This window comes from Bradyrhizobium sp. ma5, from assembly GCF_042258955.1.
Taxonomy (GTDB): domain Bacteria; phylum Pseudomonadota; class Alphaproteobacteria; order Rhizobiales; family Xanthobacteraceae; genus Bradyrhizobium.
On the sequence record NZ_CP170156.1, the window covers coordinates 6,453,592 to 6,477,098 of the forward strand.

The window sequence follows — 23,507 nt, forward strand, 5'->3', positions numbered from 1 at the left end:
TGCACGGCCACCAGCCGGGCCGTACATCCTTCGAGACGCCGCTTCGCGGCTCCTCAGGATGACGGGAGAATGAGTGAACGCACTTGCCCGCCAGTGTCATCATCCTACACCCCGAGATACGCCTGCTTGATGGTGTCGCTGGCCGCGAGCTCCGCCGCCGTGCCGGCGGCGCGGATGCTGCCGGCTTCCAGGAGATAGGCGCGGTCGACCACGCGCAGCACCTGCTGCACGTTCTGCTCCACGATCAGCACCGTCAGCCCGCTGGCGCGGATGCGCTTGACGAGCTCGAACACCTGCTGCACCACGACCGGCGCGAGCCCGGCCGAGGGCTCGTCGAGCAGCAGCAGTTTTGGGTTCGACATCAGCGCGCGGCCGATCGCGCACATCTGCTGCTCGCCGCCCGACATGGTGCCGGCCATCTGGTGGCGACGCTCCTTCATGCGCGGGAACAGCTCGAACACGAAATCGAGCCGCTCGGCGTAATGCGCGCGGGCGCCGGGCATGTAGGCGCCCATCTTCAGATTGTCGTCGACGGTGAGCCGCGGAAATAGCCTGCGGTTCTCCGGCACATGCGCAATCCCGAGGCTGACGATGCGATGCGCCGGCGTCCTGACGACGTCGGCACCCTCCATCGATATCTTGCCGTTGCTCGGGCGGATCAGACCCGAGATCACGCGCATCAAGGTGGTCTTGCCGGCGCCGTTCGGACCGATCACGCCGACCGCCTCGCCTGCCTTCACATCGAGGCTGACGTCGAACAGCGCCTGGAAGCTGCCATAACCCGCGTCGATCGATCGGAGCTCCAGCATGCCGGTCACGCCCCGATCCGGCGGCGCGCCTGCTCGGCGACGGCAGCAGCCAGGCTCGCATCCGCATCGGTGCCGAGATAGACCTCGATCACTTTTGCATCGCCGGCGACATCAGCCGGCAGGCCCTCGGCGATCTTCTCGCCGTGATCCAGCACCATCACGCGATCGACCACCCGCATCAAGACGCCCATGATGTGCTCGACCCAGATGATGGTGATGCCGAGCTCGTCGCGGATCCGGCGCAGCATGTCGGCGGCCTGGTCCATCTCGGTTTCGTCGAGCCCGCCGAGGCTTTCATCGGCCAACAACAATTTCGGTCCCGTGGCGAGCGCCTTGGCCAGTTCGAGCTTCTTCAGTCCGGCGGCGCCCAGGCCCTCGACGCTGGCGTGGCGATCGGTCGGCAGGCCGACCATCGCCAGCGCGCGTTCGGCCGCCTCCTCGGCCTTACTGCGGCTGTGGCGACCCTGGCCGTAGAAGCCGGCGAGCACGACGTTCTCGAAAATGCTCAGCCGATGAAACGGCCGCGGGATCTGGAAGGTGCGGCCGATGCCGCCGACGATGATCCGGTGCGGGGCAAGCCCCGCGATCTCGCGGCCGTCGAACAGGATCGAGCCCTCGGTCGGCGGCAAGGTGCCCGAGAGCATGTTGAAGATCGTGCTCTTGCCCGAGCCGTTCGGGCCGATCAGGCCGAGGATCTCGCCCTGCTCGACGCGGAACGACACATTGTTGACGGCGCGAAAGCCGCCAAACCGCTTGACCAGGCCTTCGACGGCGAGCACGGCGTCCCCTTCGCGAGCGAGCTATTTGTAGCTGTAGGTGGTGCCGGCCGGCAGCGGCAGCACGGTCTCGCGCTGCATCTGGCTCTTCGGCCACACCACATAGGATTTGTCATCGATATATTGCAGCACCACCGGGAACGAGCGCGCGTTCTGCCCGGCGTACTGCTCGCCCTCGCCGTAGAACTTCACGCCGTAACCGAGCATGGTGCCGCCCTCTGGAATGTCGGTGTCGAGTGCCGCCTTGCGCAGGGCATCCGGATCGACGCCGCCATACTTCTTGATCGCGCGCGGCAGCACGTCGTCGAGGAACACATAGGCGTTGGCCGCGCCGATGCCGACATGGGCGGAGCGGATCGACACGCCGGGCTTCAGCCGGTCGAACGCCTCGCCGACCATCTTGATAACCGGCGGCAGCTTGGCATCCATGCCGCTCTGGTTGGCAAGCCAGATCGAGATCGGGTCGGTGTTGAAGAGATAATTGGCGTCGGCGCCGAGGCCTTCCTTCAGCTTCTCATAGACGCCGTAGCCCGCGCCGTGGCCGACGATGGCGCCGAACTTCAGCCCCTGCTCGCGCGCCTGGCGGAATAGGAGCGTAATGTCCGGATTGTAGCCGGTGTGGAAGATCACGTCGGGCTTGGCGCGCTTGAGCTTGGTGACCAGCGCCGACAGATCGGGCGCAGTCGCCGAATAGCCCTCCTTGAGCACGACGTTGAAGCCGGCTTTCTTCGCACCGGCCTCGTTGCCCTTGGCGACGTCGACGCCATAGGCGCCGTCCTCATGGATGATGGCAACACGGAGGTCCTTCGGCTCCTTGCCGAACTTGGACATGGAGTATTGCGCGATGAAGTCGGTCGTCATCATGCCGTACTGATTGCCTGCGGCCTGCGGACGGAACACATATTTGTAGTTCTTGCCGTCGAACACGCCCGATGAGATGCAGGTCGTGATCCACATGAACCTCTTCATCTGGTCGACCCGGGCCGCCACCGGCACGCATTGCGCCGAGGAGAAGAAGCCCATCACCATATCGACCTTTTCCTGCTCGAGCAGGCGGACGGCCTCGTTGATGGCAATATCCGGCTTGCTCTGCGCGTCGGCATAGACCGCCTCGACCTTGTAACCCTCGACACCGGTCTTGGCGTAATGGTCGAGCATGATCTTGACGCCGGTATATTGCAGCTCGGAGCCGCCGCCGGCCAACGGGCCGGTCAGATCGAAGATCACGCCGATCTTGATCTTCTTGTCCTGCGCATGCGCGGCACCGACCACGCCCAACGCCGCAAGCGCGACAGACAGACCCGCGAGCCAGCGGGTGGCCTTCCTGACCGGCATGAATCCCTCCCCAGAGATTGTGCACTGCATTTTTTGTTTTCGTTCGGCCCTATCACATGGGGAGTGGCCGATGATGTCAAGCGCGATGGCTGCGTCGCCACGGCGCAGGTGTGATCAAAGCTTCAGCAAATGGTTGCGGACGCACAGGCGGGTCGATAGCCGACCAGACCGAATACCGAGCACGCCCGCTCGGGGTTTCGGGACTAGTCTACCGAGAAAAGAAAAGGACTGACTGAAACGAGCCGCGTTCCGTCGCTCGTTTGCTTCACTTGAAATTCTATCTCTTTTTCCGCGCTCGTATCCAGGACGCTAACGGACAGTATTGCAATGCAAGTGACTTCCCGCGTTGCCTTGTCCTTGGACTTCACGAGTATCGTGCCGTCCAGACTGTAGACAGCGCTTTTCCTTGCACCGTCCAAGATCGCCGATTTTTCGGTTTCCGATTTCGCAGCATTCATCATTGCTTCAAGCGAACTCGAGTATTTGAGAGTAAAAGTCACCAGCTTGTTGTTTTGATCGTCCGAAAATGTCCTGAGTACCGAACTGCGGGCATCCAAGGAACGACACTCCTGCTCCGCAATTTGATCCGCTTCGCCACAGCCGCTCAACAGCAGCAGCAGAACGAAGCGTGCCAGAAGCGCCTGCCCTTCCCTGATAGGTCTCATTGGACTGCCCGCGTCGGATTGCCCCGATACGCTTGCGCCAGACCGACGACGGAGCGTGACCGCGGGCAGATTGTTGTGCCGGAATTCCGGTCGGCCGTGCCATTGCACGGCCGCGATCCAAAGCGCGCCATCCCGGCGCCGCAACGGTCGGATTCCGCTTCGATCTGTGCCGAGCACCTCATCAAAGCGCCAGTCTACACTATTTGAATTCGGCGGCGTGGCGCTTCACGAAATCGCGCGTGTTCACCGGTACTTCGCCCGTGAGCGTGTATATGGTGTCCGTCATGCGGTCGTAACGCCCCTGCCTGTTCAACTCGGTCATGGCCGAGAGATGGCTGACGACGTGCTCGGGAAATCCCGCCCGCCGAAGGCCTTCGCTCCACGCCGCGAGCGGGATGTCGCGATATCGGATGGGCCTGCCGAGCGCCTCGGAGAAAGCACGCGCATGGTGGTTCAGATCGGCGGATTCGGGCCCCGTCAGATCGTAGATTCGTCCGATATGTGGTGCGGGATCGTCGAGGATCGCCGCGACCGCGCGCGCCACATCGACCGCCGAGATCGGCGAGGTCTTGCCATCGCCCATCGGAAGCGCCAACTCGTCGGAGGCCCGCACGCCGGCGGCTGCGAGCATCAGAAAGAAGCCCTCAAGGAACACCGTCGGCCGCACCGTGACGGCCGGCAGTCCCGACCAGGCCAGCGCCTGCTCCGCCAGCCAGTGCAGCCTCTGCTGAGGGCTGTCGGTGGTTTCGTTGATGCTCATCTGCGAGACCGTCATCTGCGACATGTTCACGAAAGCCTCAATGCCGTGGTGTCGCGCCACCGCGGCAGTGTTGATCGTGGCTTCCAGGTAAGCCGCCGAGACAGACATACCGAAATAGATACGCCGGCAACCTTCGATGGCGCGGTGCATCGAGGCGAGGTCCGTCAGGTCACCCTTGACGACCTCGGCGCCGAGCCGCCGCAAGGCTTCGGCGCGCGCGTCCTCCCGCCGAACCAGGGCACGCACCTTGTGGCCATTCCTGAGCAGGAATTCGGTGAGGCTGCGGCCGATGCCGCCCACAGCGCCGGCGGCTCCGGTCACGAGAATCGGCTTGTCGTGCTTATGTTTCGTCGTCATGTTGCTGACCCTCGGGTTGCGTTCAAAGGACGAATTGGCGTGATATCTGTGATGTTCGGGGGCTCGAACCCGGAGACGGTGCGCATTGTGCTGCGACCCGACCTCAGCGCGTCGACAACCCGGCCTGCCGCATGACGAAGCGCTGGATCCGCGGGATGACCATGATCAACAGCGGGACGATCACGACGTAGCTCGTTGCTGCGGCCTTCAGCCAGCGCACGGCGAAATCGGGCTGGAACCCATAGTTCATGGCGAGACCGACGAACGACATGCTGGTCGACGTGATCAGGCCGGTGATCATGGAGATCGAGGGGCCAATCAGTTTCGGGGAAAGGGCCATTTGCCTGCTCCTGGTTTCGGGTTTATTATTTAGACGACGTATAACTTATACATTGTAAAAGCAAGAGAGCTAATGCCGAGAACCGCCGATCCGGAGCTGCCTCACAGGATCTTGAAGGCCGCCGACACGCTGTGGCAGTCGGGCGGCGAGGAGGCCGTGACGATCCGCGGCGTGGCCGCGGAAGCAGGCACGACGACGCCGACGGTCTATAGCTACTACGCCGACCGGGAGGCGTTGCTGACGGCGTTACGCACGCTGGCCTTTCAGCGCTTCTCGGCCTACCTCGCAAAATCCCGCGACTTTCAGGACACCTGCGTACGGCATCTCGAGTTCGGCAGCACCCACCCCCGCGATTATGAATTGCTCTACGGGCGCGGCTGGATGGAGCGTGTCACCACGGGTGCGCAGGCCGGCGAGATCGAGCGATACACCACCCATATCGTGCGCGCCGGTGTCGATGAAAGCAGGGCCGCGCACATCGCCTATCCGATCATGATGATGCTGCACGGCGTGGTGATGCATCGGCTGTTGAACAAGAAGCCGGGTCCCCTCGGCCGAACGATTGCAGCAGCCTGCCTCGACGCCTGCATGACCCTGCTCGAAAGCGCGCGGCAGGGGAAATAGCAGAGCGCGGCGCCAGCCACGCCCAGCGCCGCAAGCGCGACAGACAGACCCGCAAGCCAACGGGCGAAAGCCACAGCGCGGTGTGCCATTTCGGCAATCGGGCTCCGGGCGAAGCCGGGTGCCGTGCGATCTCGACGACTTGAGCCTATTCCGCGCTCGTACTGACTGCTGCGTGGATGGCACGGCAGTGCCGTACCAGCGCATCGTGCGAGACCACGAATTTCTTCAACGGCGTCTCGATGTCGTAGAAGTAGATGTTGGCCACGAAGCCATAGACGCTGGCGTCGATGCTCGTCGGTGTGTCGCCATGCACATAGCCTTGGCCCGGGATCAGGCTCGCCAGCGCGGCGAGATCGGCGAGCCCACGGGCCATCGCGGCGTCGGGCTCGAAGCGGCCAATGCCCTGGTAGTAATAGCGCTGCGCGTTGAACTCCTTGGCCTTCATCAACCCGTCATCGGTGAGGCCCGGATGCTCGCGCTTGAGTGCATCGCGAAACTTGGGCCAGTAGCGCTCGTCCTGCCAGCGCGAATAGGACATCACCCAGTAGAGATCGTCGAGCGTGCGCGTGACGAGGAGATTGGTCGTGCGTTGCGCCGGCGTCAACGCCGCATCCAGCGTCACGCTATATTTGTCGGTGACATAGGCGAGGATAGTCTCGCTGTCGCCGACGGTGTCGTCGCCGTCGACGATATAGGGCAATTGCTGGCGCGGCGCCTTCGACGCATCAAAAATGTGCTCGTGCCGGAACGGCACGTCGGCGAGCTTCAGAAACGCGAAAACCTTCAAGCCGTAGCCGTTGTTGTCGGCGACGCCGAACAGCGGTGGATAGGAATAGAGCGTGAGCATGCTGGTTCGCCACGTTCGAGACGGCTAACGATACCCCAAGATTGGTTCGTTGGAAACGTCAGCCAGATCCTGGCAACGACCGCCTCACCCCGGAAGCGGACCTCTATGCGCCTACGCCGGCAGCTGCGTTTCGATGAAGGCGGTGACGAAGCGCGGCATTGCGCTGGTGAGATCGGCGCGGCTGCGCACCAGATGGATGCCGACGAGTTCGGGATTTTTCTGGTGCGCGAGGTTGGATTCGATGCGCGCACGCAGGGCTTCAGCGGACATGTCGACGCGCAGGATCTGCATCATTGCGAGCGCAACGCCGGTGTAGATACAGTGCCAATCGGCATCCGCACGGCAATCCGCTGCGGTAAGCCCGGTCTCCTCCTCGAGCTCGCGCATCACGCTGCCGGCGATATCGACGGTCTCGCCGCTGATGTCGTCGAGATCGGGCGTGCCGGAGGGGAAATAGATCCGTCCGGCATTCGCGGTCCGCTCGCCCATCACGCCACACACGAAGGCGCCGTCGATCGAGAGCAGCGCGCCCATGCCGAAGCCGTTGAAAATCTCCTTGTCGGGAAACCCCCAGTCGCGCCAGGCGAGGAAGCTTGCGAAATCGGTCTCGAAATAGCTCGCGCTGAGCCGCTCGCCGGCAAACACCGGATCGCGCCCGAGCAGGACGCGGCCGTTCCACAGGTTCGGGTTCAGCCGTTGCTGCTCGGCGAAATGCGCGTCGATCTCGCCGCGCCGCTCGTCCGCGAACGGCCAGGGACGCTGCTGCAATGCCAGATCGAGCGTGGTGACGCGGCAAATCAGCGGAGACTGCATGTCGCTCATTTGGGCATGATCTCTTCGCAAAACCGCTTCACACTTTTGCGGATCATGCCCTACTTCGCGCTTCCGGTCGTCTTCTTGACCTGATCCACGAACTTGTTGGTGTAGGTCTTGGTGACGTCGATGCCGGCCTTTGCGACCTCCGGCGAGCCTTCGCTGAACACCGCGAGCACCGCTTCGGCGCCCTTGGGATCCATCTTGCCGGTCTCGGAATACATCGGGATCGTGTTCTTCAGCGCGGCCAGATATTGCTCCTTGTTCTTTCCGACAAGCTCCTCCGGCATCTTGGCCATGATGTCCTCGGCCGAATGCGAATGGATCCAGGCCAGCGTCGCCATGATGGCATTGGTCAGCGCCTGCACTTCCTTCTCGTGGCCGTTGACCCAGGCCGTGGTCGAATAGAGCGCGCCGCCGGGATATTCGCCGCCGAACACCGCGAGCGTGTCGTGCTGGGTGCGGGTGTCGCTGAGAATCTTGAGGTCGGCGTGGCTGCCTTGCAGCACGGTGACAGAGGGATCGAGCATCACGGCGGCATCGATCTGGCCCTGCTCCATTGCGGCCACCGCGGTGGCGCCGAGGCCGACGCCGATCACGGCGGTGCCTTGGGGATCAAGGCCGTTCTTCTTCAAGAGATACTTCAGAAAGAAATCGGTCGAAGAGCCCGGCGCGCTGACGCCGACCTTCTTGCCGGCAAGATCCTTGATCGAGTTGATCTCGCCGGTGTGCTTCGGCGAGACCACCAGCACCAGGCCGGGATAGCGGTCATAGACCACGAAGGCCTGCATCTCCTGCTTCTTGGCGGCGATATTGACGCAGTGGTCGAAATAGCCGGAGACGACGTCGGCGCTGCCGCCGAGCACGGCCTTCAGCGCATCCGAGCCGCCCTTGAGATCGACCAGCTCGACCGCAAGCCCGGCCTTGTCATATTCGCCAAGCTGCTTGGCCAGCACGGTAGGCAGATAGCACAGGCAGGCGCCGCCCCCCACCGCGATGGTGATCTTGCTTTGCGCCGCGGCAACGCCCGTGGACAGGGTCAGCGCGAGCAGCGTTCCGGCAAGCTTGCCCAGCAGTTTGTTCATGACGTCCTCCGTTCGACTGGCCGGCAAGATAGAGGAGCAGGCCTGCCTTGAGAAGGCGACTTTCCGGTAACTGGTCAAGCCTGCGGCCACGGCATAGCATCGCGGATACAGGAAAGCACCGAAGAAGCACGAAGAATATTTCAAGGGAAACACCAAGGGAGGCCTTCATGAATCGTCTTGCAACCGCGCTGTCGATTGCCACTGCCTTTGCGGCCGGCTGTGGCGTCACCCATTTGTTGCGGCCGGCGCTCGCGGCCGAGAGCATCACCGCGCAGGTTATCCACACCGGCGAAATGGAGGGCGACAAGCTCGGCGACGCCAACAAGGTCGGCTTTCGCTCCAAGACGTTCGTCTCCGCCGACGGCGCCACCGTCTCGATCCAGGACGGCAACGTGCCGAAGCACATGCACCCCAACACCAACGAGATGCAATTCGTGCTCGAAGGCACCGGCACGGTCTGGCTCGGCGACAAGGAAGTGACGGTCAAGCCGGGCGACCTGATCGTGATCCCGAAGGGCACGCCGCATGGCGGCAACAAGCCGAACGGCCGCGCCATCAAGTCGATCGCGATCAAGACGCCGCCGCAGGCGCCGGACGATACCAAGCTGCTGGATTGAGGACGGCTTCGCCCGCCATCATCGCGAGAAGGCTCCAACCATACAAAGCACCGTCACCCTGAGGTGGCCGCTTCTTCAGCGGCCCTCGAAGGGTCGACGGCCCGACTGTGGCCGATTCATCCTTCGAGGCTCGCTCCGCTCGCACCTCAGGATGACGGAGCTGAGATCGTTGCGCGCTCAAAGCGTTCTCCAAGCATACGCCGATCTGTCACTTCGGCAGCGGTTTCCATTACATGACGATTGACAGATAATTCACTTGCCTGACGTCCGCTTGCTCCATAAGATTATTATCGTCATTTTATAGAGAGCGGGACCATGAGCCTGGACGATCACCCCACGGTCAGGGCGGTGCGCGCGCGCAGTAGCCAGCACGTTCCCGACGTCCCAGTCTCTTCGGAACTCATCAAGCGGATCGCGCGCGAGTGCGGGGCCGATGACGTCGGCATCATCGAGTTCGACCGGGCCGCCATCGCGCCGCAGCGCGACTTCATCCGCAAGGTCTACGGCCGGACGCGTTCCCTGCTTGCGATCGTGTGCCACATGAACCGCGAGCCGGTGCGCTCGCCGTCACGCTCGGTCGCCAACGAGGAATTCCACGGCACTTACGACCACGTCAACGAAACCGCGCGCGCCATCGTCCGCGCGCTCGACGAGCACGGCATCCCGGCCTGCAACTCAGTCGCCGCCTTCCCGATGGAGATGGACTTGCCCCGGATCATGATGGTCCAGCACAAGCCGATCGCGGTGGAAGCAGGCCTCGGGCGGATGGGAATCCATCGCAGCATCATCCACCCGAAATTCGGCAGCTTCGTCCTGCTCGGCACCGTCCTGCTCGGATCCGAGGTGGACGCCTATGACCAGCCGATCGACTACAACCCCTGCCTGGAGTGCAAGCTGTGCGTCGCCGCCTGCCCGGTCGGCGCCATCAAGCCGGACGGCGGCTTCGATTTCCTGTCCTGCCACACCCACAATTATCACGACTTCCTCGGCAACTTCACGCAGTGGGTGGAGAAGGTCGCGGATTCCAAGGACGCCAAGGATTATCGCGCCCGCGTCCCTCGCACCGAGACGCTGAACATCTGGCAATCGCTGTCGTTCAAGCCGGGCTACAAGGCGGCCTATTGCATCTCGGCCTGCCCGGCTGGCGAAGATGTGATCGGACCGTTCCTGCATGATCGTGACGCGCATTTCTCTGAGGTGGTGCAGCCACTGATCGACAAGGACGAGTTCGTCTATGTGATCCCGGATACCGATGCCGAGGACACGGTGACGCGGCGCTTTCCGCACAAGAAGGTCCAGCATGTCACGTCCGGCCGCCATACCGGCAGCATCCAGTCCTACATCTTCTCGCTCTCGCTCGGATTTCAGCGCGGCAGGGCGCGCGGTCTGGATTTCGTGACGTATCTGCGCTTCACCGGGTCAAGCGCGCTGGACATGACGGTCGTGATCAAGGGCAAGGATCTGCAGGTGGTGCCGGGGCGTCATGTCGGAGATGCGGCTTTGAACATCACCGCCGACACCCAGGCATGGCTGCGCATCCAGAACCGCGACCTCGAACTTGCCGACGCGGTTGCCTCGGAGTTGGTGAGTTACAACGATGAGAAGCTGTTCGTCGCCTACATGCGGTGCTTCCCGCTCTGAGCCACTGCGTGGGGCGATCTCCACGTCATTGCGCGCGAAGCGAAGCAATCCATCTGTCCGTGCACGCAGGTAGATGGATTGCTTCGTCGCTTCGCTCCTCGCAATGACGGCGTCGTGCGTCACACCAGCAGACCACCGCCATCCACCGGAAGAATCTGCCCGGTCACGTAGCTGTTCAGCATCAGATAGACATAAGCCGCGGCCGCCTCGCCCGGCGACGCCGCGCGCGGCAACGGCAAGACTGCCACGTAGCCGCGCACCCTATCCTCCGGCATCTGCTTGACGCGCTCGGTGAGAATGAGCCCCGGGCAGACGGCATTGACGCGGACCGGCGCAAGATCGACGGCAAGGCCGCGAGCCAGGCTCTCCATGGCCCCCGCGGCCGCGGTAACAAACGGCATCCCCTTTTGCGGACGGTGTGCCAGCAGGCCGCCGGTCAGCGTGATCGATCCGTCGGCGGCGATCACCCGGCTGGCGTGCTTGACCGCCGCGAGCGAGCCCCAGAAACGAAGCGTGAGAGCCTCGCGCGCCGCAACGAGATCGAGATCACGGGTGGCACCGAACGCCGGGAGGCCCTGATCGCCCGCCGTGATCGCGAGATGGTCGAAGGCGCCGACCTGCTCGAAGAAGCGCGACACGTCGGCTTCGTCGCGCAGATCGACGGTCATGCCCGCAGATCCCGGCAGTCGCGCGACCGCGGCATCGACGTTGGCCGGTTTGCTGGAAGCTATCACCACCTCCGCGCCCTGCTCCCGCGCGAGCGCGGCGACGGCAAAGCCGATCCCCGACGATCCCCCGATTGCGATCACGCGCTTGCCGTCGAGCGACATCTTGGCGTCTGTCATGGTCGGTACTCCGGCGCGCTCACGCGAAATAAGCGGGGTGATCGATATCCGCGATCAGCCCGGGCTGCTGCGGCTGCCAGTCGAGCCGCGACCGCGTCCGCGCGCTCGAGGTCGGCACATCGAAGGCAACGAACCTGCCAAACATGCCGAAATGCTCGGCCGCCTCCTCTGGCGACTTCGACACCAGGGGAACGTTGAGCCGGCGGGCGATGACCTCGGCGATCGCCTTGAACGGCACGCCCTCGTCCGCCACGGCGTGGAACGGACCGCCGTCGACGCCGCGCTCGAGCGCGAGCCGGTAGACGCGGGCTGCATCGAGACGATGCACGCCGGGCCAGCGATTCTGTCCCTCACCGATATAGACAGAGATGCCCTTCTCGCGCGCAAAGGCGACAAGCCGCGGCACGAATCCGTGGTCGCCATGACCATGCACCGAGGGCGGCAGACGGACGACGGCGGCACGCACGCCACGCGATGCCACCGCCACCGTCGTCGCCTCGGACGCACGCGGATAAAGCTCGGAGACCGGAATCGGTGGATCGTCTTCCGTCGCAACGCGGCCCTGCGCCACCCGAGCGACGCCCGATGTCGTGATCAGCGGACGTCTCGAGCCTTCGAGTACGGCACCCAGCGTCTCGATCGCGCGCTGGTCGTCCGCGCAGTTCTGCGCAAACTTCGAGAAGTCGTGGTTGAAGGCGCAATGGATCACGGCGTCGGCCCGTGCAGCGCCGCTCTTCAGGCTGTCGAGATCCTCCAGCGTTCCGCAATGAACCTCGGCGCCGGCGGCAGCGAGCGCTTCCGCGCCCTTGTCGGAACGGGTCATGCCGAGCACCTGATGGCCGCCAGCAATCAGATCATTGGTAACAGCCGCGCCGACCCAGCCGGTGGCTCCAGTGACAAACACGCGCATCAGCAAGTCTCCAGGTTTTGCCGGAGACAAACCTGGGCGGTCCGGCTATCGTGGTAAAGTAGTGACCTTATCATGGTATAATGGCTAACAGGATGAGCGAACCGCTCGCGCATGAGAACCAGCTCGGCGCCTACCTGAAGGACCGCCGCAGCAAGCTCGATCCTGCGACGTTCGGTTTTCCGCCGGAGCGGCGGCGCACGCCAGGCCTGCGCCGCGAGGAAGTGGCGCAGCGCGCCAACATCTCGGCGACCTGGTACACGTGGCTCGAACAGGGCCGCGGCGGCGCGCCGTCGGCCGATGTGCTCGACCGCATCGCGCGGGCGCTGATGCTGACCGATGTCGAGCGCGAGCATCTGTTCCTGCTCGGCCTCGGCCGCACGCCCGAGGTGCGCTACCAGAAGAGTGAGGGCGTTTCGCCGCGGCTGCAGCGTGTGCTCGACGCGTTGCTGCCGAGCCCCGCCGTGATCAGGACCGCGACATGGGACATCGTCGCCTGGAACCGGGCGGCGATCGTGATGCTGACGGACTACGGATCGCTGCCGCCGGGCGAGCGCAACGTGCTGCGCTTCATGTTTCTCGATCCGCGCGTCCGCGCCGCGCAGCACGACTGGGCAAGCGTGGCGCGCTTCGTGGTCGGCGCCTTCAGGGTGGATGCGGCGCGTGCCGGCGCTGCCGCCGAGGTGCAACCGTTTGTCGACGAGCTCTGCCGGCTCAGCCCGGAGTTCGCGGCGCTATGGCGCGACAACGACGTGCGAACCCATGGCGAGGGCGTCAAGCAGCTCCGCCATCCGATCCTCGGCCCGGTCAAGTTCGAATATTCGGCGTTCGCGGTCGACGGCCGGTCCGACCTCAGCATGATCGTCTACAATCCTGTTGACCCCGACGTGACGGAGAAGATCCGCGGGCTGATGGATACCGCGCCGGCGCACGAACGCGCGTGACCGTCGCGCGCTTCTCACAAACCGAAACGCAAATTGAGTCGCTCCTCCGACACGACCTCAGGTATAGTCGCCTACCCACCGACCCAACGGTGGGATGTGGGAGAAGATAGCCATGAAAGCCTCGTTACTCCTCGCGGGCCTAGCTGTCGCAATCTTGTCGATTGCCCCGCAAATGCCGAGACCAAACCCAAACTCGCCAAGCAAGCGGCCTCGGGACCGGGCTGCTCAGTCTCCGGCACCTGGCCCAATCCTACGCCGGTGGTTTGCTGGCCAGCGGGCGTCAATCGTTTCCACAACTTCAACGAATGTCGGGAATCCTTTCTGAAGCTTGGCTTCGATACCGCCGGCATCTCGTGGTTTTGCACCAGCCAAGGATACAAGACCTGACGGTTTCGCGTCGAGAATACGTGGGGCCGCCAACGCTGGCGGCCTCTTCTGTTGCAGCTCGACATGATCAGCTCGCAGCGTCTGGGGCGATCGAATGAGATTGTCCTCACACCGACTGACGTTACGAGCATGGCAAGAGGCTGATAAGGCTCGATTTGCGGAGATGGCAGCAGACTCCGTCGTCATGCAGCATCTTCGGCCTCTCCCGACACGAGAATCCAGCGATGCCTGGGTTGATTTCCAGATCGAGCATCAATCGACCCACGGGTACTGCATGTGGGCCGTGGAGTTAAGCTGTTCCGGGGCTTTTGTCGGCGCGGTCGGATTGCTGCTTGTCAATTTCCCGGCTCACTTCACGCCTGCCGTGGAAGTTGGCTGGCGTCTGGCACGGGCCTATTGGGAACAGGGGCTCGCCACGGAAGCCGGTCGCAGAGCGCTTGAATTTGGTTTTCAGGAGCTGTGTTTGCCCGAGATTGTTGCCCATGCGAGCGTTCACAATACACGCTCCCTTCGCGTCATGTCCAAATTGGGGATGTCGCACAACGAGGCCGACGATTTTGATCATCCGCGCGTCGGCACATCAGATCCGCTCCGGCGGCAAGCGCTCTATCGTTTGAGACGAAACGATTGGCTTGCCTTGGCCGGGCAACCACGACCGTCCACGACGTAGTGCGGAAGCGATTATGGCCTAGTCCCGCGCCACCGCAGTCGGCCGCCAGACCAGCAGCCGCTTCTCCACGGCAGTCACCGCCATGTCGATCAGGATGACGAAGGCCGACAGCACGAACATGCCGGCGAACACGCCGGCGACGTCGAACACGCCTTCGGCCTGCTGGATCAGGTAGCCGAGGCCGGCGGCGGAGCCGAGATATTCGCCGACCACCGCGCCGACCACCGCAAAGCCGACCGAGGTGTGCAGCGAGGAGAACATCCACGACAGCGCCGAGGGCCAGTAGACGTGGCGCATCAGCTGCTGCTCGTTCATGCCGAGCATGCGGCCGTTGTCGAGCACGGTGGTCGGCACTTCCTTGACACCCTGATAGACGTTGAAGAACACGATGAAGAACACCAAGGTCACGCCGAGCGCGACCTTGGACCAGACGCCGAGCCCGAACCACAGCGCGAAGATCGGCGCCAGCACCACGCGCGGCAGCGCGTTGACCATCTTCACATAAGGATCGAACACCGCGGCGACGCGCGGCTGCCGTGCGAACCAGAAGCCGACCAGGATGCCGCTGCCTGAGCCGATCACGAAGGCCAGGATCGATTCCCATAGCGTGATCGCCAGATGCTTCCAGATCACCCCGCTCGAGAACCACTTTACGATTTGGCTGAAGACGTCGACCGGATTGGAGAAGAAGAACGGCGGCAGCAGCACCTTGCCGAAAACAGGCACGGTGGAAAACAACTGCCACAGCGCCAGGGTGACGACGGCGACCAGAACCTGCAGGGCCAGCAACGTGATGCGCGACATCAGGCGGCCCCCGCCTGCGTCGACTGCACATAGCCCTTCATCACCTCGTCCTTCAGCACGCCCCAGATCTCGCGATGCAGGGCATGGAAATCCTTCTCCATCCTGACTTCGGCGATATCGCGCGGCCGCGGCAGCGTGATGCGCCAGTCGCCGATGATGCGCGCGGAAGGGCCGGCCGACATGATCACGACGCGGTCGGCGAGCGCGATCGCCTCCTCGAGATCGTGGGTGACGAACAACACCGCCTTGCGGTCGGCGGTCCACAATTCCAGCAGCAGATTACCCATGATCTGCCGCGTCTGGGCGTCGAGCGGGCCGAACGGCTCGTCCATCAGCAGGATCTTCGGATCGCGGATCAGGACCTGCGCCAGCGCGACGCGCTTGCGCTGGCCGCCCGACAGCATATGCGGATAGCGGCCCGCGAAGGCGCCGAGCCCGACCGAGGTCAGCCATTGCTGCGCGCGCGCCAGCGCGTCCGTGCGCGGCGTGCCGCGAATCTCGAGCCCGATCGCGACATTGTCGATTGCGGTCTTCCACGGGAACAGCGCATCGGCCTGAAAGAGATAGCCTGCGTCGCGGTTGAGGCCGCTGAGCGGCTTGTCGAAAATCCGCGCCGACCCGGCCGCCGGTTTCAACAGCCCCGCGGTGACGTTGAGCAGCGTCGACTTTCCGCATCCGGTCGGGCCGACAATGGCGACGAACTCGCCATGATCAACCGTAAGATTGGCCTGCTCGACCGCGGTATAGACGCGTCCATCCGCCAACCGAAACGCCACCGTCGCACCATCAAGCGCGACCGCCGTCGGCTCCGTCATCGCCACCCATTCCTCCCGAACATCAGCAGATGGCTTAGCGGTTCGCCCGGACAAGTTCAACGCAGGAAGAAGGCGGAGGCTGCGGTCACGCAGTTTTCAGACAAGCCGGGTTGCGCATCGCACCGACTTCGTCGAGGCTGCGGGCCAAAGCGTGGGACAAGGAGACTATCATGCGGATCGCAGTGGTCGGCGCCGGAGGCGTCGGGGGCGGTTTTGGTGCGGCACTGGCGCATGCCGGTGCCGACGTCACCTTTATCGCGCGCGGCGCGCACCTCGCCGCCATGCGCGGCGAAGGTCTGAAGGTTCAGGGCGGCCGCGGCGAAACCCACCTGGTCCCGACCCAGGCGACCGACGACCCCGCAAGCGTCGGCCTGGTCGATATCGTGCTGTTCTGCGTCAAGCTGTGGGACGTCGAGAGCGCCGGCGCGCACATCAAGCCGATGGTCGGTCCCGACACCGCGGTGATCCCGCTGCAGAACGGCATCGACGCGCCCGACCGGCTGATCCCGATCCTGGGCCGCAACGCCGTGATGGGCGGCGTGGCGCAGATCTCCGCCTCGATCATCAAGCCCGGCGTGATCAACCAGGTCGGCACCTTCATGCGGATGATCTTCGGCGAGCTCGACGGCCGCATCACGCCGCGCGGCAAGGCGCTGCTCGAGCTCTGCCTGAAAGCCGGCTTCGATGCGACGCTGAGCGAGCAGATCAACACCGAGCTGTGGATGAAGTTCGTCGGCCTCGCCACCAATGCCGGCATGACCGCGGTCACACGCCAGCCGATCGGCCGGCTGCGCGACGATTCCGACCTGCGCCCGTTCTTCGTCTCGGCCTGCGAGGAGATCATCGCCGTCGCCCACGCCAGCGGCATCAAGCTGCCGCCGGACCCGCTTGCGAAGGTGCTCGACTTCATCGGGCACGCACCGCCGGCGATGAAAGCGTCGATGGCGCTCGATCTCGAGCGCGGAAACCGGCTCGAACTGCCCTGGCTAAGCGGCAAGGTGGTCGAGCTCGGCCGCAAGCTCGGCGTGCCGACCCCGACGCACGATTTCCTCTATGCGGTGCTGAAGCCCTACGCGATGGGCGCGCCGTCGTAGGCAGCCGGCCGCGCGCCGGAGCAGCCGCGCCGCTCAGGCGTGTTGCGGCGGGGCAAGCGTGGCGACCTGATCGGGATGAACCGTAACGCTCGTGCCGCCATGTCCATCGCTCGCGGCAACGAAGGTGGAAGCCATGTAGTTTCCGAGCAGAGCGATGCTGGCGGCGTGCACGCCGTCCGAGACCGAGAGCGATCCGCCCGCGGTGTTGCCGGCAAAGCCCACGGTTTGCCCAGCCGCAAAACTGATATTGGCGAAATCGATCGCGTCGGCCCCCGTCATGCCGGCGACGGTGCCGGAGAAGTCGGCGGGGTCATCGAGCTTCAATGTCCCGGAGCTTGATGCAAAGGAGATTTGCGCCGAGCTCGAAGACGCAAGCTCGAGGGTCTGTCCGGCTGGAATGATCGAGGGATCGCTGATCGTGAAGGCGCTGGACCAGGCGCCCCAGACGGTTCCGTCACTGGCTTTGATCCAGAGCGTGTCGGTGCCCGATCCGACGTGATACGCGAGTTGGGAAAGCTGCGAGGCCGCGACGACGTTGTCCTGATTTGCTCCCAGCGCAACGCCGTTCAGCGTGAAGTAGCCGTTGCCGCCTCCGCTATTCCAGACATCATACGATGTCGCGGAACTGCCGAACGGATCCGAATAGGTGAAGAGCGAAGACACCGAAAACGTCTGGCCTTGAACGGACAGCGTGTTTGAACTGGTCGGAGTCAGCACCGGACCCGTGTCCACCGGCGCGGTCACGGTGAAGGCACTTGACCATGCTCCCCAGACGGTGCCGTCGTTCGTGCGGACCCACAGCGTGTCCGCGCCCGAGCCGGATTGATAGCTCAGCGACGCCAGCTGGGCCGCCGTGACGTAGTTGTCCACGTTGGGCGCAAGTGCCACCCCGCTGAAGACAAAATGCCCGCCACCTGTGCCCGTGTCCCAGACGTCATATTGTGTCGCGGCGCTGTTGAACGGATCGCTGTAGGTGAACAACGAGGAGGCCGCATAGCTCTGACCGTGACTGGCAACGATGCTCGACACCGTTTCAACGGGTCCGCTGTCGAAGGGACCATTGACGGTGAAGGCGCTCGACCACGCCCCCCAAACCGTGCCGTCATTGGCCCGGATCCAGAGCGTGTCGGTCCCCGAGCCGGATTGATAGGTCAATGACGACAGCTGCGCGGCCGAAATGTAATTGTCCTGATTGGCCGACAGCGCCGACCCGTTCAGAAGGAAGTGCCCGCCGCCCGTGCCCGTATCCCAGACGTCATATTGGGTCGCAGCACTGTTGAAAGGATCGCTGTAGGTGAACAGCGACGAGACCGCATAGCTCTGACCATGGGTCGCAACGATATTCGACACCGTCTCAACGGGGCCGCTGTCGAGGGGAGCATTGACGGTGAAGGCGTTCGACCACGCGCCCCACACGGTGCCGTCATTAGCGCGGATCCAAAGCTTGTCGATGCCGGAGCCCGACTGATAGGTCAGCGACGACAGCTGGGCGGCTGTGATGTAATTGTCCTGATTGGCCGGCAGCGCCACGCCGTTCAGAACGAAGCTCCCGCCGACGGTACCGCTATCCCAGACGTCATATTGGGTCGCGGCGCTGTTGAACGGATCGCTGTAGGTGAACAAGGACGAGGCCGCATAGCTCTGGCCATGAGCCGCGACAATGTTCGACACCGCCTCGACGGGCCCGGTGTCGACCGGCGCATTGACGGTGAAGGGGCTCGACCACGCGCCCCACACCGTGCCGTCATTGGCGCGGATCCAGAGCGTGTCGATGCCGGAGCCCGATTGATAGCTCAGCGAGGCCAGCTGCGCGGGCGTGATGTAGTTGTCCTGGTTGGCGGCAAGAGCCACCCCGTTCAGAACGAAGTGTCCGCCACCTGTTCCCTTGTCCCAGACGTCATACAGCGTTGCAGGACTGTTGAACGGATCGCTGTAGGTGAACAAGGACGAGGCTGCATAACTCTGGCCATGAGCCGCGACAATGTTCGACACCGCCTCGACGGGACCGCTGTCGACCGGCGCGGTGACGGTGAAAGTAGCCCACTGTCCCCACACCGTGCTGTCGTTGACGCGGATCCAGAGCGTGTCCACACCGGAGCCGGATTGATAGGTCAATGACGATAGCTGCGCGGCCGTGATGTAATTGTCCTGATTGGCGGCAAGCGCCACCCCGTTCAGGACGAAGTGGCCGCCACCGGTGCCGCTGTCCCAGACATCGTATTCGGTGGCAGCGAGGCCGAACGGGTCGTAATAGGTGAACAGCGACGACACGGCAAAGCTCTGGCCGTGCGTTGCCGTCACGTTTGCGGCCGACACCATGGGCCCTTGCGGGGTTGCCGTAAATTCGGTCCAGGCGCTCCAGAATACGCCGTTGAACGCCTCCACCCACAGCTGGTCGCTCGCGGGACCGAACTGATAGGCAATGCTGGACCATTGTGAAGCGGCGACGTCGATCTCGACCCCGTTCGCCTGCGCCACCCCGCCTACGGTGAAGTGGCCGTTACCGGTGGAGTTCCAGAGCGCATATTCGATGATGGGTAGAGTACCGCCCGTCGTATAGAACATGGACGACGCTGCAACCGATGTTTGCACGCGGCCGGTTATGTTTGACGCGACCACCGTCGGCGCGACGTCGACGGCGCCGGAATTGTCGATGACGAAGTCGCCGCCCTCGCTGGCGATCTGTGTCAGCGAGACTTCAAACTGCACGTCCCAGTTTTGGCCGGAATAGCTATTTCCCCATGGATTACGGACGATGAAATTGCCCGTCGCGCTGTCATAGCCGACGACCCCGAAAGCATGGTCCGGGACCAGCTGGATATTTCCGGCGCTGTCATACGTGTACGGAGACGTTGAGGGAATCTCGAGGATGACATCGTCGTGGTTGGAGAGTGCTGCGATATAGACGGACTTGTTGCTGTACCAGGAGGATGAACTGCTCAGATAATAGTTGACGCTCGTCGCGTCGGTCAGATTCTCGAAGACATCCGTCGGGGGATCGGCAGAGATGTTGTTGTAGCTATTGACGGCCGGGTGTCCAATCTGTCCCGACGAACTGAGCTGCGCGTAGGCCTTTTCCACCAAGGCAACCCACATCGCCGTGGGTTGCTCATTGTAGTTGTGGCCATAGTCAAGTTCGGTGCCCTTGACGACTGGAAACTCGTCATTGACGGTCTCCCATGTCTCCTGACCATTGACATAGAAGCGCACGCCATAGGTGCCGTTTCCATTGTCCACGATCATGGAGCTCATGACCTGAGGATGAAAGACGACGACGTCGATCAAACCCGACATCAGCTCGCAATCGCCGTCTGCTCCCTGACAGATGTCGTTGACGGTGGCTGCGCCCGCCGAAGAATACAGCGGTCCGGTAACCGTGCTGTAGCCCTGCAATGTCCAGCCGCTCGCGCCTGCATCGGGCGGCAAGGTTGGGTCCGGAAGGTCGGTCCCCTGAAACCACTTTCCGATCAGCTCCGACATCTGCGTCGATGTCGTGCCGACCTGCAGATTGCCGAGCGTGATGTGAGCAGTGCCGCCCCCTGTCCAGGTGGCGTTCGCCGGATTCCCATCAACGAGCTGGTTGAAGAGATGGGAGACATAATCCGATGTGTAGAGGCCGCTGTTCAGATTGGCCGCAATCAGCTGCAGCGAGTTCAGCTCATTCGCGGTGACACTCCCGCGATTGGCGACATCCGCCAGCAACTGAATGGCTTCAGCATCGGTGAAAACGCCGTCCGCAGCAAAGTTGAGCATGTCGGACTTGACGCCACTGTCGACCAGAGAATTGACCCAGCTTGCCGTCATAGAATTCCTTCGCAAATCATGACGCGATACGATTGCTGTCGGCCAGGCCTGTCCTGGCAAGGTTGCGCGCGTCCCGTCGCGACGAATGCAGCAATAGATTGCGTAACTATCGCCATAGTTGTGAACGAATTCGGGACGCGTGTCGATCTTGCCGACCGCTGCCGACGGCCAAAGAGATCGCATGATCGTGAAGATTCGTTAACGTCCGCCTGATGCGCCGCCACCACCCGGGGACCGCGGCAGGGTCTAGCCCCGACCGCCGCGCCGGGTTCCCAGGGAAGCCGGACCTGTTTCGATCGTCCGGGTTCTCTCCGGCGCTTCACCCGCGCCGGCGTCCCTTCGATCCCCGGCTCGCGCGGCATGAAGGCAGGCGGAGCGCCGCCGGCCCGATCGAAATCACGAGCGATGGGCAGTGGCCGGCTCGGCCCCCTGAAATCCCAGTAGAACCGAAATCTGCCGGCCGGCCTCGCGCACCAGCCCGGAAAATTCCAGCAGCTTCTGCTCGTCGATGCGCGCGCCCGGTCCATAGAGGCCGACCGAACCGACGACGTCGCCGCGGTGATCGAAGCAGGGCGCGGAGACCGCGACCGTGCCGGCGAAGATCTCGCTGTGGCTGGTCGCGTAGCCGTTGCGCCGAGCAAATGCCAGGGCTTCCTCGAGCCGACCACGGTCGGCGCTCTCAGGTATGGTGGCGAGGAGTTCGGCCTGCCGCGCCGGGTCCATGAAGGCCAGCATCGCTTTGCCGGTCGAGCCCCGGGTCAGGCTCAAACTGTCGCCGACGCCGCGGCTGATCGAGAGCACGTGACGGCTCTGGCATTCGAGGATGCAGATGCCGCGTTCCTCCTGCACGCGGAACAGCGCGGCGGTCTCGCCGGTCGCCTCGCGCAGGCCTTCGACAACCGGGCGTGCAATCACGACGACCTCGAGCCCCGTCAGCCAGACATGGGACAGCTTCATCACGCCGTGGGACAGCCGAAAGCGCTGTGGGTCGCCTTCGGCCTGGATCAGGTCGCGCTGCGCCAGCGTCTGCAGCAGGCGATAGAGCGTCGGCCGGCTCAGCCCGACGCGCTTCTGGATCTCGATCACGCTCATCGCCGGCTGATCGGGCGTGAAGCATTGCAGGATCGCGATCGCGCGGTCGACCGCGCGCACGCCCGACACCCCCTGCTCCGCTTCGTGAGCTTCCGCCTTCGGTTTCTTCGCCATCCGTCCACATCCGCAAATTCGACAGGGCGCGCTGCATCCAGCGCACTTGACCAATCGGTTCGCCTGGATACTATCTCATATTATGAGAATGATGTCCACCAGATGGACACAGCAAAATGACGGGAGGATTGGAATTGCTTCAGACTGACGCCACGCGCAGATGGTCCGCGATCGCCGCGCTGATGCTCTCGACGTCGCTGGCGTATGCCGCGCCGGATGGCTCGGGCATCTCCGACGGCGTGGTGCGCATTGCGGTCCTGGGCGATTACGGCAGCGGCCGCGATCTCGGCGGGCCGGGCTCGGTGACCGCCGCCAGGCTTGCCGCCGCGGATTTTCACAACAAGGTGCTGGGCAAGCCGATCGAGATCATCTCGGCCGATCACCAGAACAAGCCCGACGTCGCGGTCGGGATCGCGCGGCAATGGTTCGACGTCGAGCATGTCGACGCGGTGACCGATCTTGCCGTGAGCTCGGTTGGCCTCGCGGTTGCCGGACTTGCGACGCAGAGCAACCGGACCGCGCTGGTCTCGGGCGCCGCGACCTCCGATTTGACTGGCGACAAATGCTCGCCCGTCATCACCCATTGGGCCGATGACACCTACGCGCTGTCGGCTGGCCTCGTCGGCGAGCTGAGCCGCCGCGTCGGCAAGGAATGGTTCTTCGTCGCGGTCGATTATTCGTTCGGCACCGCCATGGTGAAGGATGCTTCGCGCGCGGTGACCGATGCCGGCGGCAAGGTCGTCGGCGCGGTGCGCTATCCCTTCAACACCACCGACTTCTCGTCCTTCCTGCTGGCGGCGCAGAATTCCGGCGCCAAGGTGGTGGCACTGGCCGGCACCGGCGCCGACACCGTCAACGCGGTCAAACAGACCCACGAATTCGGCCTGCAACAGGGCGGTCAGACCATCGTCGGCATGCTGACCTTCATCTCCGACGTCCATTCGATCGGGCTGCGCGACGCGCAGGGCATGTACATCGCGTCCCAATATTACTGGGATGACGACGACGGCAGCCGCGCCTTCGCCAAGCGCTTCATCGAGATCGAGAAGCGCGAGCCGACCAAGCTGCAGGCCGCGACCTACGCCGCCGTGCGGCATTATCTGAAGGCGATCGAGGCCGACGGCAGCGACGAGGCCAAGGCGGTGAACGCGGAGATGCGCAAGCTGCCGGTCGATTTCTTCGGCCGCCCCGCGCACATCCGAAAGGACGGCCGCGTCGTCTACGACCTGTCGCTCTATCGCGTGAAGAAGCCCGAGGAGAGCAAATATCCCTGGGACTACTACCAGAAGATCGCGGTCATTCCCGGCGACAAGGCATTCCGCCCCGAGGGAACGGGCGGCTGCAAGCTCGACAAATAGGACG

22 protein-coding genes are annotated in these 23,507 nt (G+C 63.6%); 7 read left to right on the forward strand and 15 right to left on the reverse strand.

Going from position 1 to position 23,507, the window contains the following annotated elements:
* Positions 1-104: 104 nt before the first annotated feature.
* From ACE103_RS30425 to ACE103_RS30450, 6 genes are all read right to left on the reverse strand, one after another.
* Entirely contained in the window at positions 105-809 is a 705-nt protein-coding gene (locus tag ACE103_RS30425; RefSeq protein WP_223975702.1) for an ABC transporter ATP-binding protein, read from the reverse strand.
* A gap of 5 nt (positions 810-814) precedes the next feature.
* Positions 815-1,588 (reverse strand): ABC transporter ATP-binding protein, encoded by a 774-nt coding sequence (locus ACE103_RS30430; protein WP_375776059.1) that lies wholly within the window; start codon positions 1,586-1,588, stop codon positions 815-817.
* Positions 1,589-1,609: 21 nt separating this feature from the next.
* Positions 1,610-2,920 carry an ABC transporter substrate-binding protein gene (locus tag ACE103_RS30435; protein ID WP_375776060.1) on the reverse strand — a complete coding sequence of 437 codons (1,311 nt, stop codon included), beginning with the start codon at positions 2,918-2,920 and terminating at the stop codon, positions 1,610-1,612.
* Between the two features lie 203 nt (positions 2,921-3,123).
* Positions 3,124-3,585 carry a hypothetical protein gene (locus tag ACE103_RS30440; protein WP_375776061.1) on the reverse strand — a complete coding sequence of 154 codons (462 nt, stop codon included), beginning with the start codon at positions 3,583-3,585 and terminating at the stop codon, positions 3,124-3,126.
* A 199-nt stretch (positions 3,586-3,784) separates the two neighbouring features.
* The gene (locus ACE103_RS30445; protein ID WP_375776062.1) at positions 3,785-4,666 is read right to left on the reverse strand and encodes an NAD(P)H-binding protein; all 882 of its coding nucleotides are present in this window, start codon (positions 4,664-4,666) and stop codon (positions 3,785-3,787) included.
* A gap of 139 nt (positions 4,667-4,805) precedes the next feature.
* Positions 4,806-5,042 (reverse strand): DUF2798 domain-containing protein, encoded by a 237-nt coding sequence (locus ACE103_RS30450; RefSeq protein WP_223975595.1) that lies wholly within the window; start codon positions 5,040-5,042, stop codon positions 4,806-4,808.
* Positions 5,043-5,114: 72 nt separating this feature from the next.
* Between ACE103_RS30450 and ACE103_RS30455 the strand changes: the two genes are divergently transcribed.
* Positions 5,115-5,666: a TetR/AcrR family transcriptional regulator gene (locus tag ACE103_RS30455; protein ID WP_223975593.1), complete on the forward strand. Its 552-nt coding sequence runs from the start codon at positions 5,115-5,117 to the stop codon at positions 5,664-5,666.
* Between the two features lie 145 nt (positions 5,667-5,811).
* On the opposite strand, the gene ACE103_RS30460 is transcribed toward ACE103_RS30455, so the two are convergent.
* The 3 genes from ACE103_RS30460 to ACE103_RS30470 all read right to left on the reverse strand — a co-directional run bounded on the left by ACE103_RS30460 (position 5,812) and on the right by ACE103_RS30470 (position 8,411).
* Complete coding sequence (locus ACE103_RS30460) at positions 5,812-6,513, reverse strand: glutathione S-transferase C-terminal domain-containing protein (protein WP_375776063.1); 702 nt, start codon at positions 6,511-6,513, stop codon at positions 5,812-5,814.
* A 111-nt stretch (positions 6,514-6,624) separates the two neighbouring features.
* Positions 6,625-7,326: an NUDIX hydrolase gene (locus ACE103_RS30465; protein WP_375781215.1), complete on the reverse strand. Its 702-nt coding sequence runs from the start codon at positions 7,324-7,326 to the stop codon at positions 6,625-6,627.
* Between the two features lie 59 nt (positions 7,327-7,385).
* Positions 7,386-8,411, reverse strand: a complete 1,026-nt coding sequence (locus ACE103_RS30470) for an ABC transporter substrate-binding protein (protein WP_375776064.1) — start codon at positions 8,409-8,411, stop codon at positions 7,386-7,388.
* Between the two features lie 167 nt (positions 8,412-8,578).
* On the opposite strand from ACE103_RS30470, the gene ACE103_RS30475 reads away from it, so the two are divergent.
* Positions 8,579-9,028, forward strand: a complete 450-nt coding sequence (locus tag ACE103_RS30475) for a cupin domain-containing protein (RefSeq protein ID WP_223975587.1) — start codon at positions 8,579-8,581, stop codon at positions 9,026-9,028.
* A gap of 315 nt (positions 9,029-9,343) precedes the next feature.
* A complete protein-coding gene (locus tag ACE103_RS30480) occupies positions 9,344-10,669 on the forward strand; it encodes a 4Fe-4S binding protein (protein WP_375776065.1) in 1,326 nt (441 codons plus the stop codon).
* Between the two features lie 119 nt (positions 10,670-10,788).
* On the opposite strand, the gene ACE103_RS30485 is transcribed toward ACE103_RS30480, so the two are convergent.
* Together ACE103_RS30485 and ACE103_RS30490 are read right to left on the reverse strand one after the other, a co-directional pair.
* Positions 10,789-11,514 (reverse strand): SDR family oxidoreductase, encoded by a 726-nt coding sequence (locus ACE103_RS30485; RefSeq protein WP_375776066.1) that lies wholly within the window; start codon positions 11,512-11,514, stop codon positions 10,789-10,791.
* A gap of 19 nt (positions 11,515-11,533) precedes the next feature.
* Positions 11,534-12,424 carry an SDR family oxidoreductase gene (locus ACE103_RS30490; RefSeq protein ID WP_375776067.1) on the reverse strand — a complete coding sequence of 297 codons (891 nt, stop codon included), beginning with the start codon at positions 12,422-12,424 and terminating at the stop codon, positions 11,534-11,536.
* Positions 12,425-12,516: 92 nt separating this feature from the next.
* Between ACE103_RS30490 and ACE103_RS30495 the strand changes: the two genes are divergently transcribed.
* Entirely contained in the window at positions 12,517-13,365 is an 849-nt protein-coding gene (locus ACE103_RS30495) for a helix-turn-helix transcriptional regulator (RefSeq protein WP_375776068.1), read from the forward strand.
* Between the two features lie 550 nt (positions 13,366-13,915).
* Positions 13,916-14,422: a GNAT family N-acetyltransferase gene (locus tag ACE103_RS30500; protein WP_375776069.1), complete on the forward strand. Its 507-nt coding sequence runs from the start codon at positions 13,916-13,918 to the stop codon at positions 14,420-14,422.
* Positions 14,423-14,440: 18 nt separating this feature from the next.
* Here ACE103_RS30500 and ACE103_RS30505 read toward each other — a convergent pair whose 3' ends face one another.
* On the reverse strand, positions 14,441-15,226 hold the full coding sequence (locus ACE103_RS30505; RefSeq protein WP_223975579.1) for an ABC transporter permease: 786 nt from the start codon (positions 15,224-15,226) through the stop codon (positions 14,441-14,443).
* Complete coding sequence (locus tag ACE103_RS30510) at positions 15,226-16,041, reverse strand: ABC transporter ATP-binding protein (protein WP_375776070.1); 816 nt, start codon at positions 16,039-16,041, stop codon at positions 15,226-15,228. The genes ACE103_RS30505 and ACE103_RS30510 overlap by 1 nt, the downstream gene beginning before the upstream one ends.
* A gap of 170 nt (positions 16,042-16,211) precedes the next feature.
* Between ACE103_RS30510 and ACE103_RS30515 the strand changes: the two genes are divergently transcribed.
* Positions 16,212-17,135: a ketopantoate reductase family protein gene (locus ACE103_RS30515; RefSeq protein ID WP_375776071.1), complete on the forward strand. Its 924-nt coding sequence runs from the start codon at positions 16,212-16,214 to the stop codon at positions 17,133-17,135.
* A gap of 33 nt (positions 17,136-17,168) precedes the next feature.
* On the opposite strand, the gene ACE103_RS30520 is transcribed toward ACE103_RS30515, so the two are convergent.
* Both ACE103_RS30520 and ACE103_RS30525 read right to left on the reverse strand, forming a co-directional pair.
* Positions 17,169-20,939 (reverse strand): C2 family cysteine protease, encoded by a 3,771-nt coding sequence (locus ACE103_RS30520; protein ID WP_375776072.1) that lies wholly within the window; start codon positions 20,937-20,939, stop codon positions 17,169-17,171.
* A gap of 396 nt (positions 20,940-21,335) precedes the next feature.
* A complete protein-coding gene (locus ACE103_RS30525; RefSeq protein WP_375776073.1) occupies positions 21,336-22,145 on the reverse strand; it encodes an IclR family transcriptional regulator in 810 nt (269 codons plus the stop codon).
* A 128-nt stretch (positions 22,146-22,273) separates the two neighbouring features.
* Between ACE103_RS30525 and ACE103_RS30530 the strand changes: the two genes are divergently transcribed.
* A complete protein-coding gene (locus ACE103_RS30530; protein ID WP_375781216.1) occupies positions 22,274-23,503 on the forward strand; it encodes an ABC transporter substrate-binding protein in 1,230 nt (409 codons plus the stop codon).
* Positions 23,504-23,507: the final 4 nt, after the last annotated feature.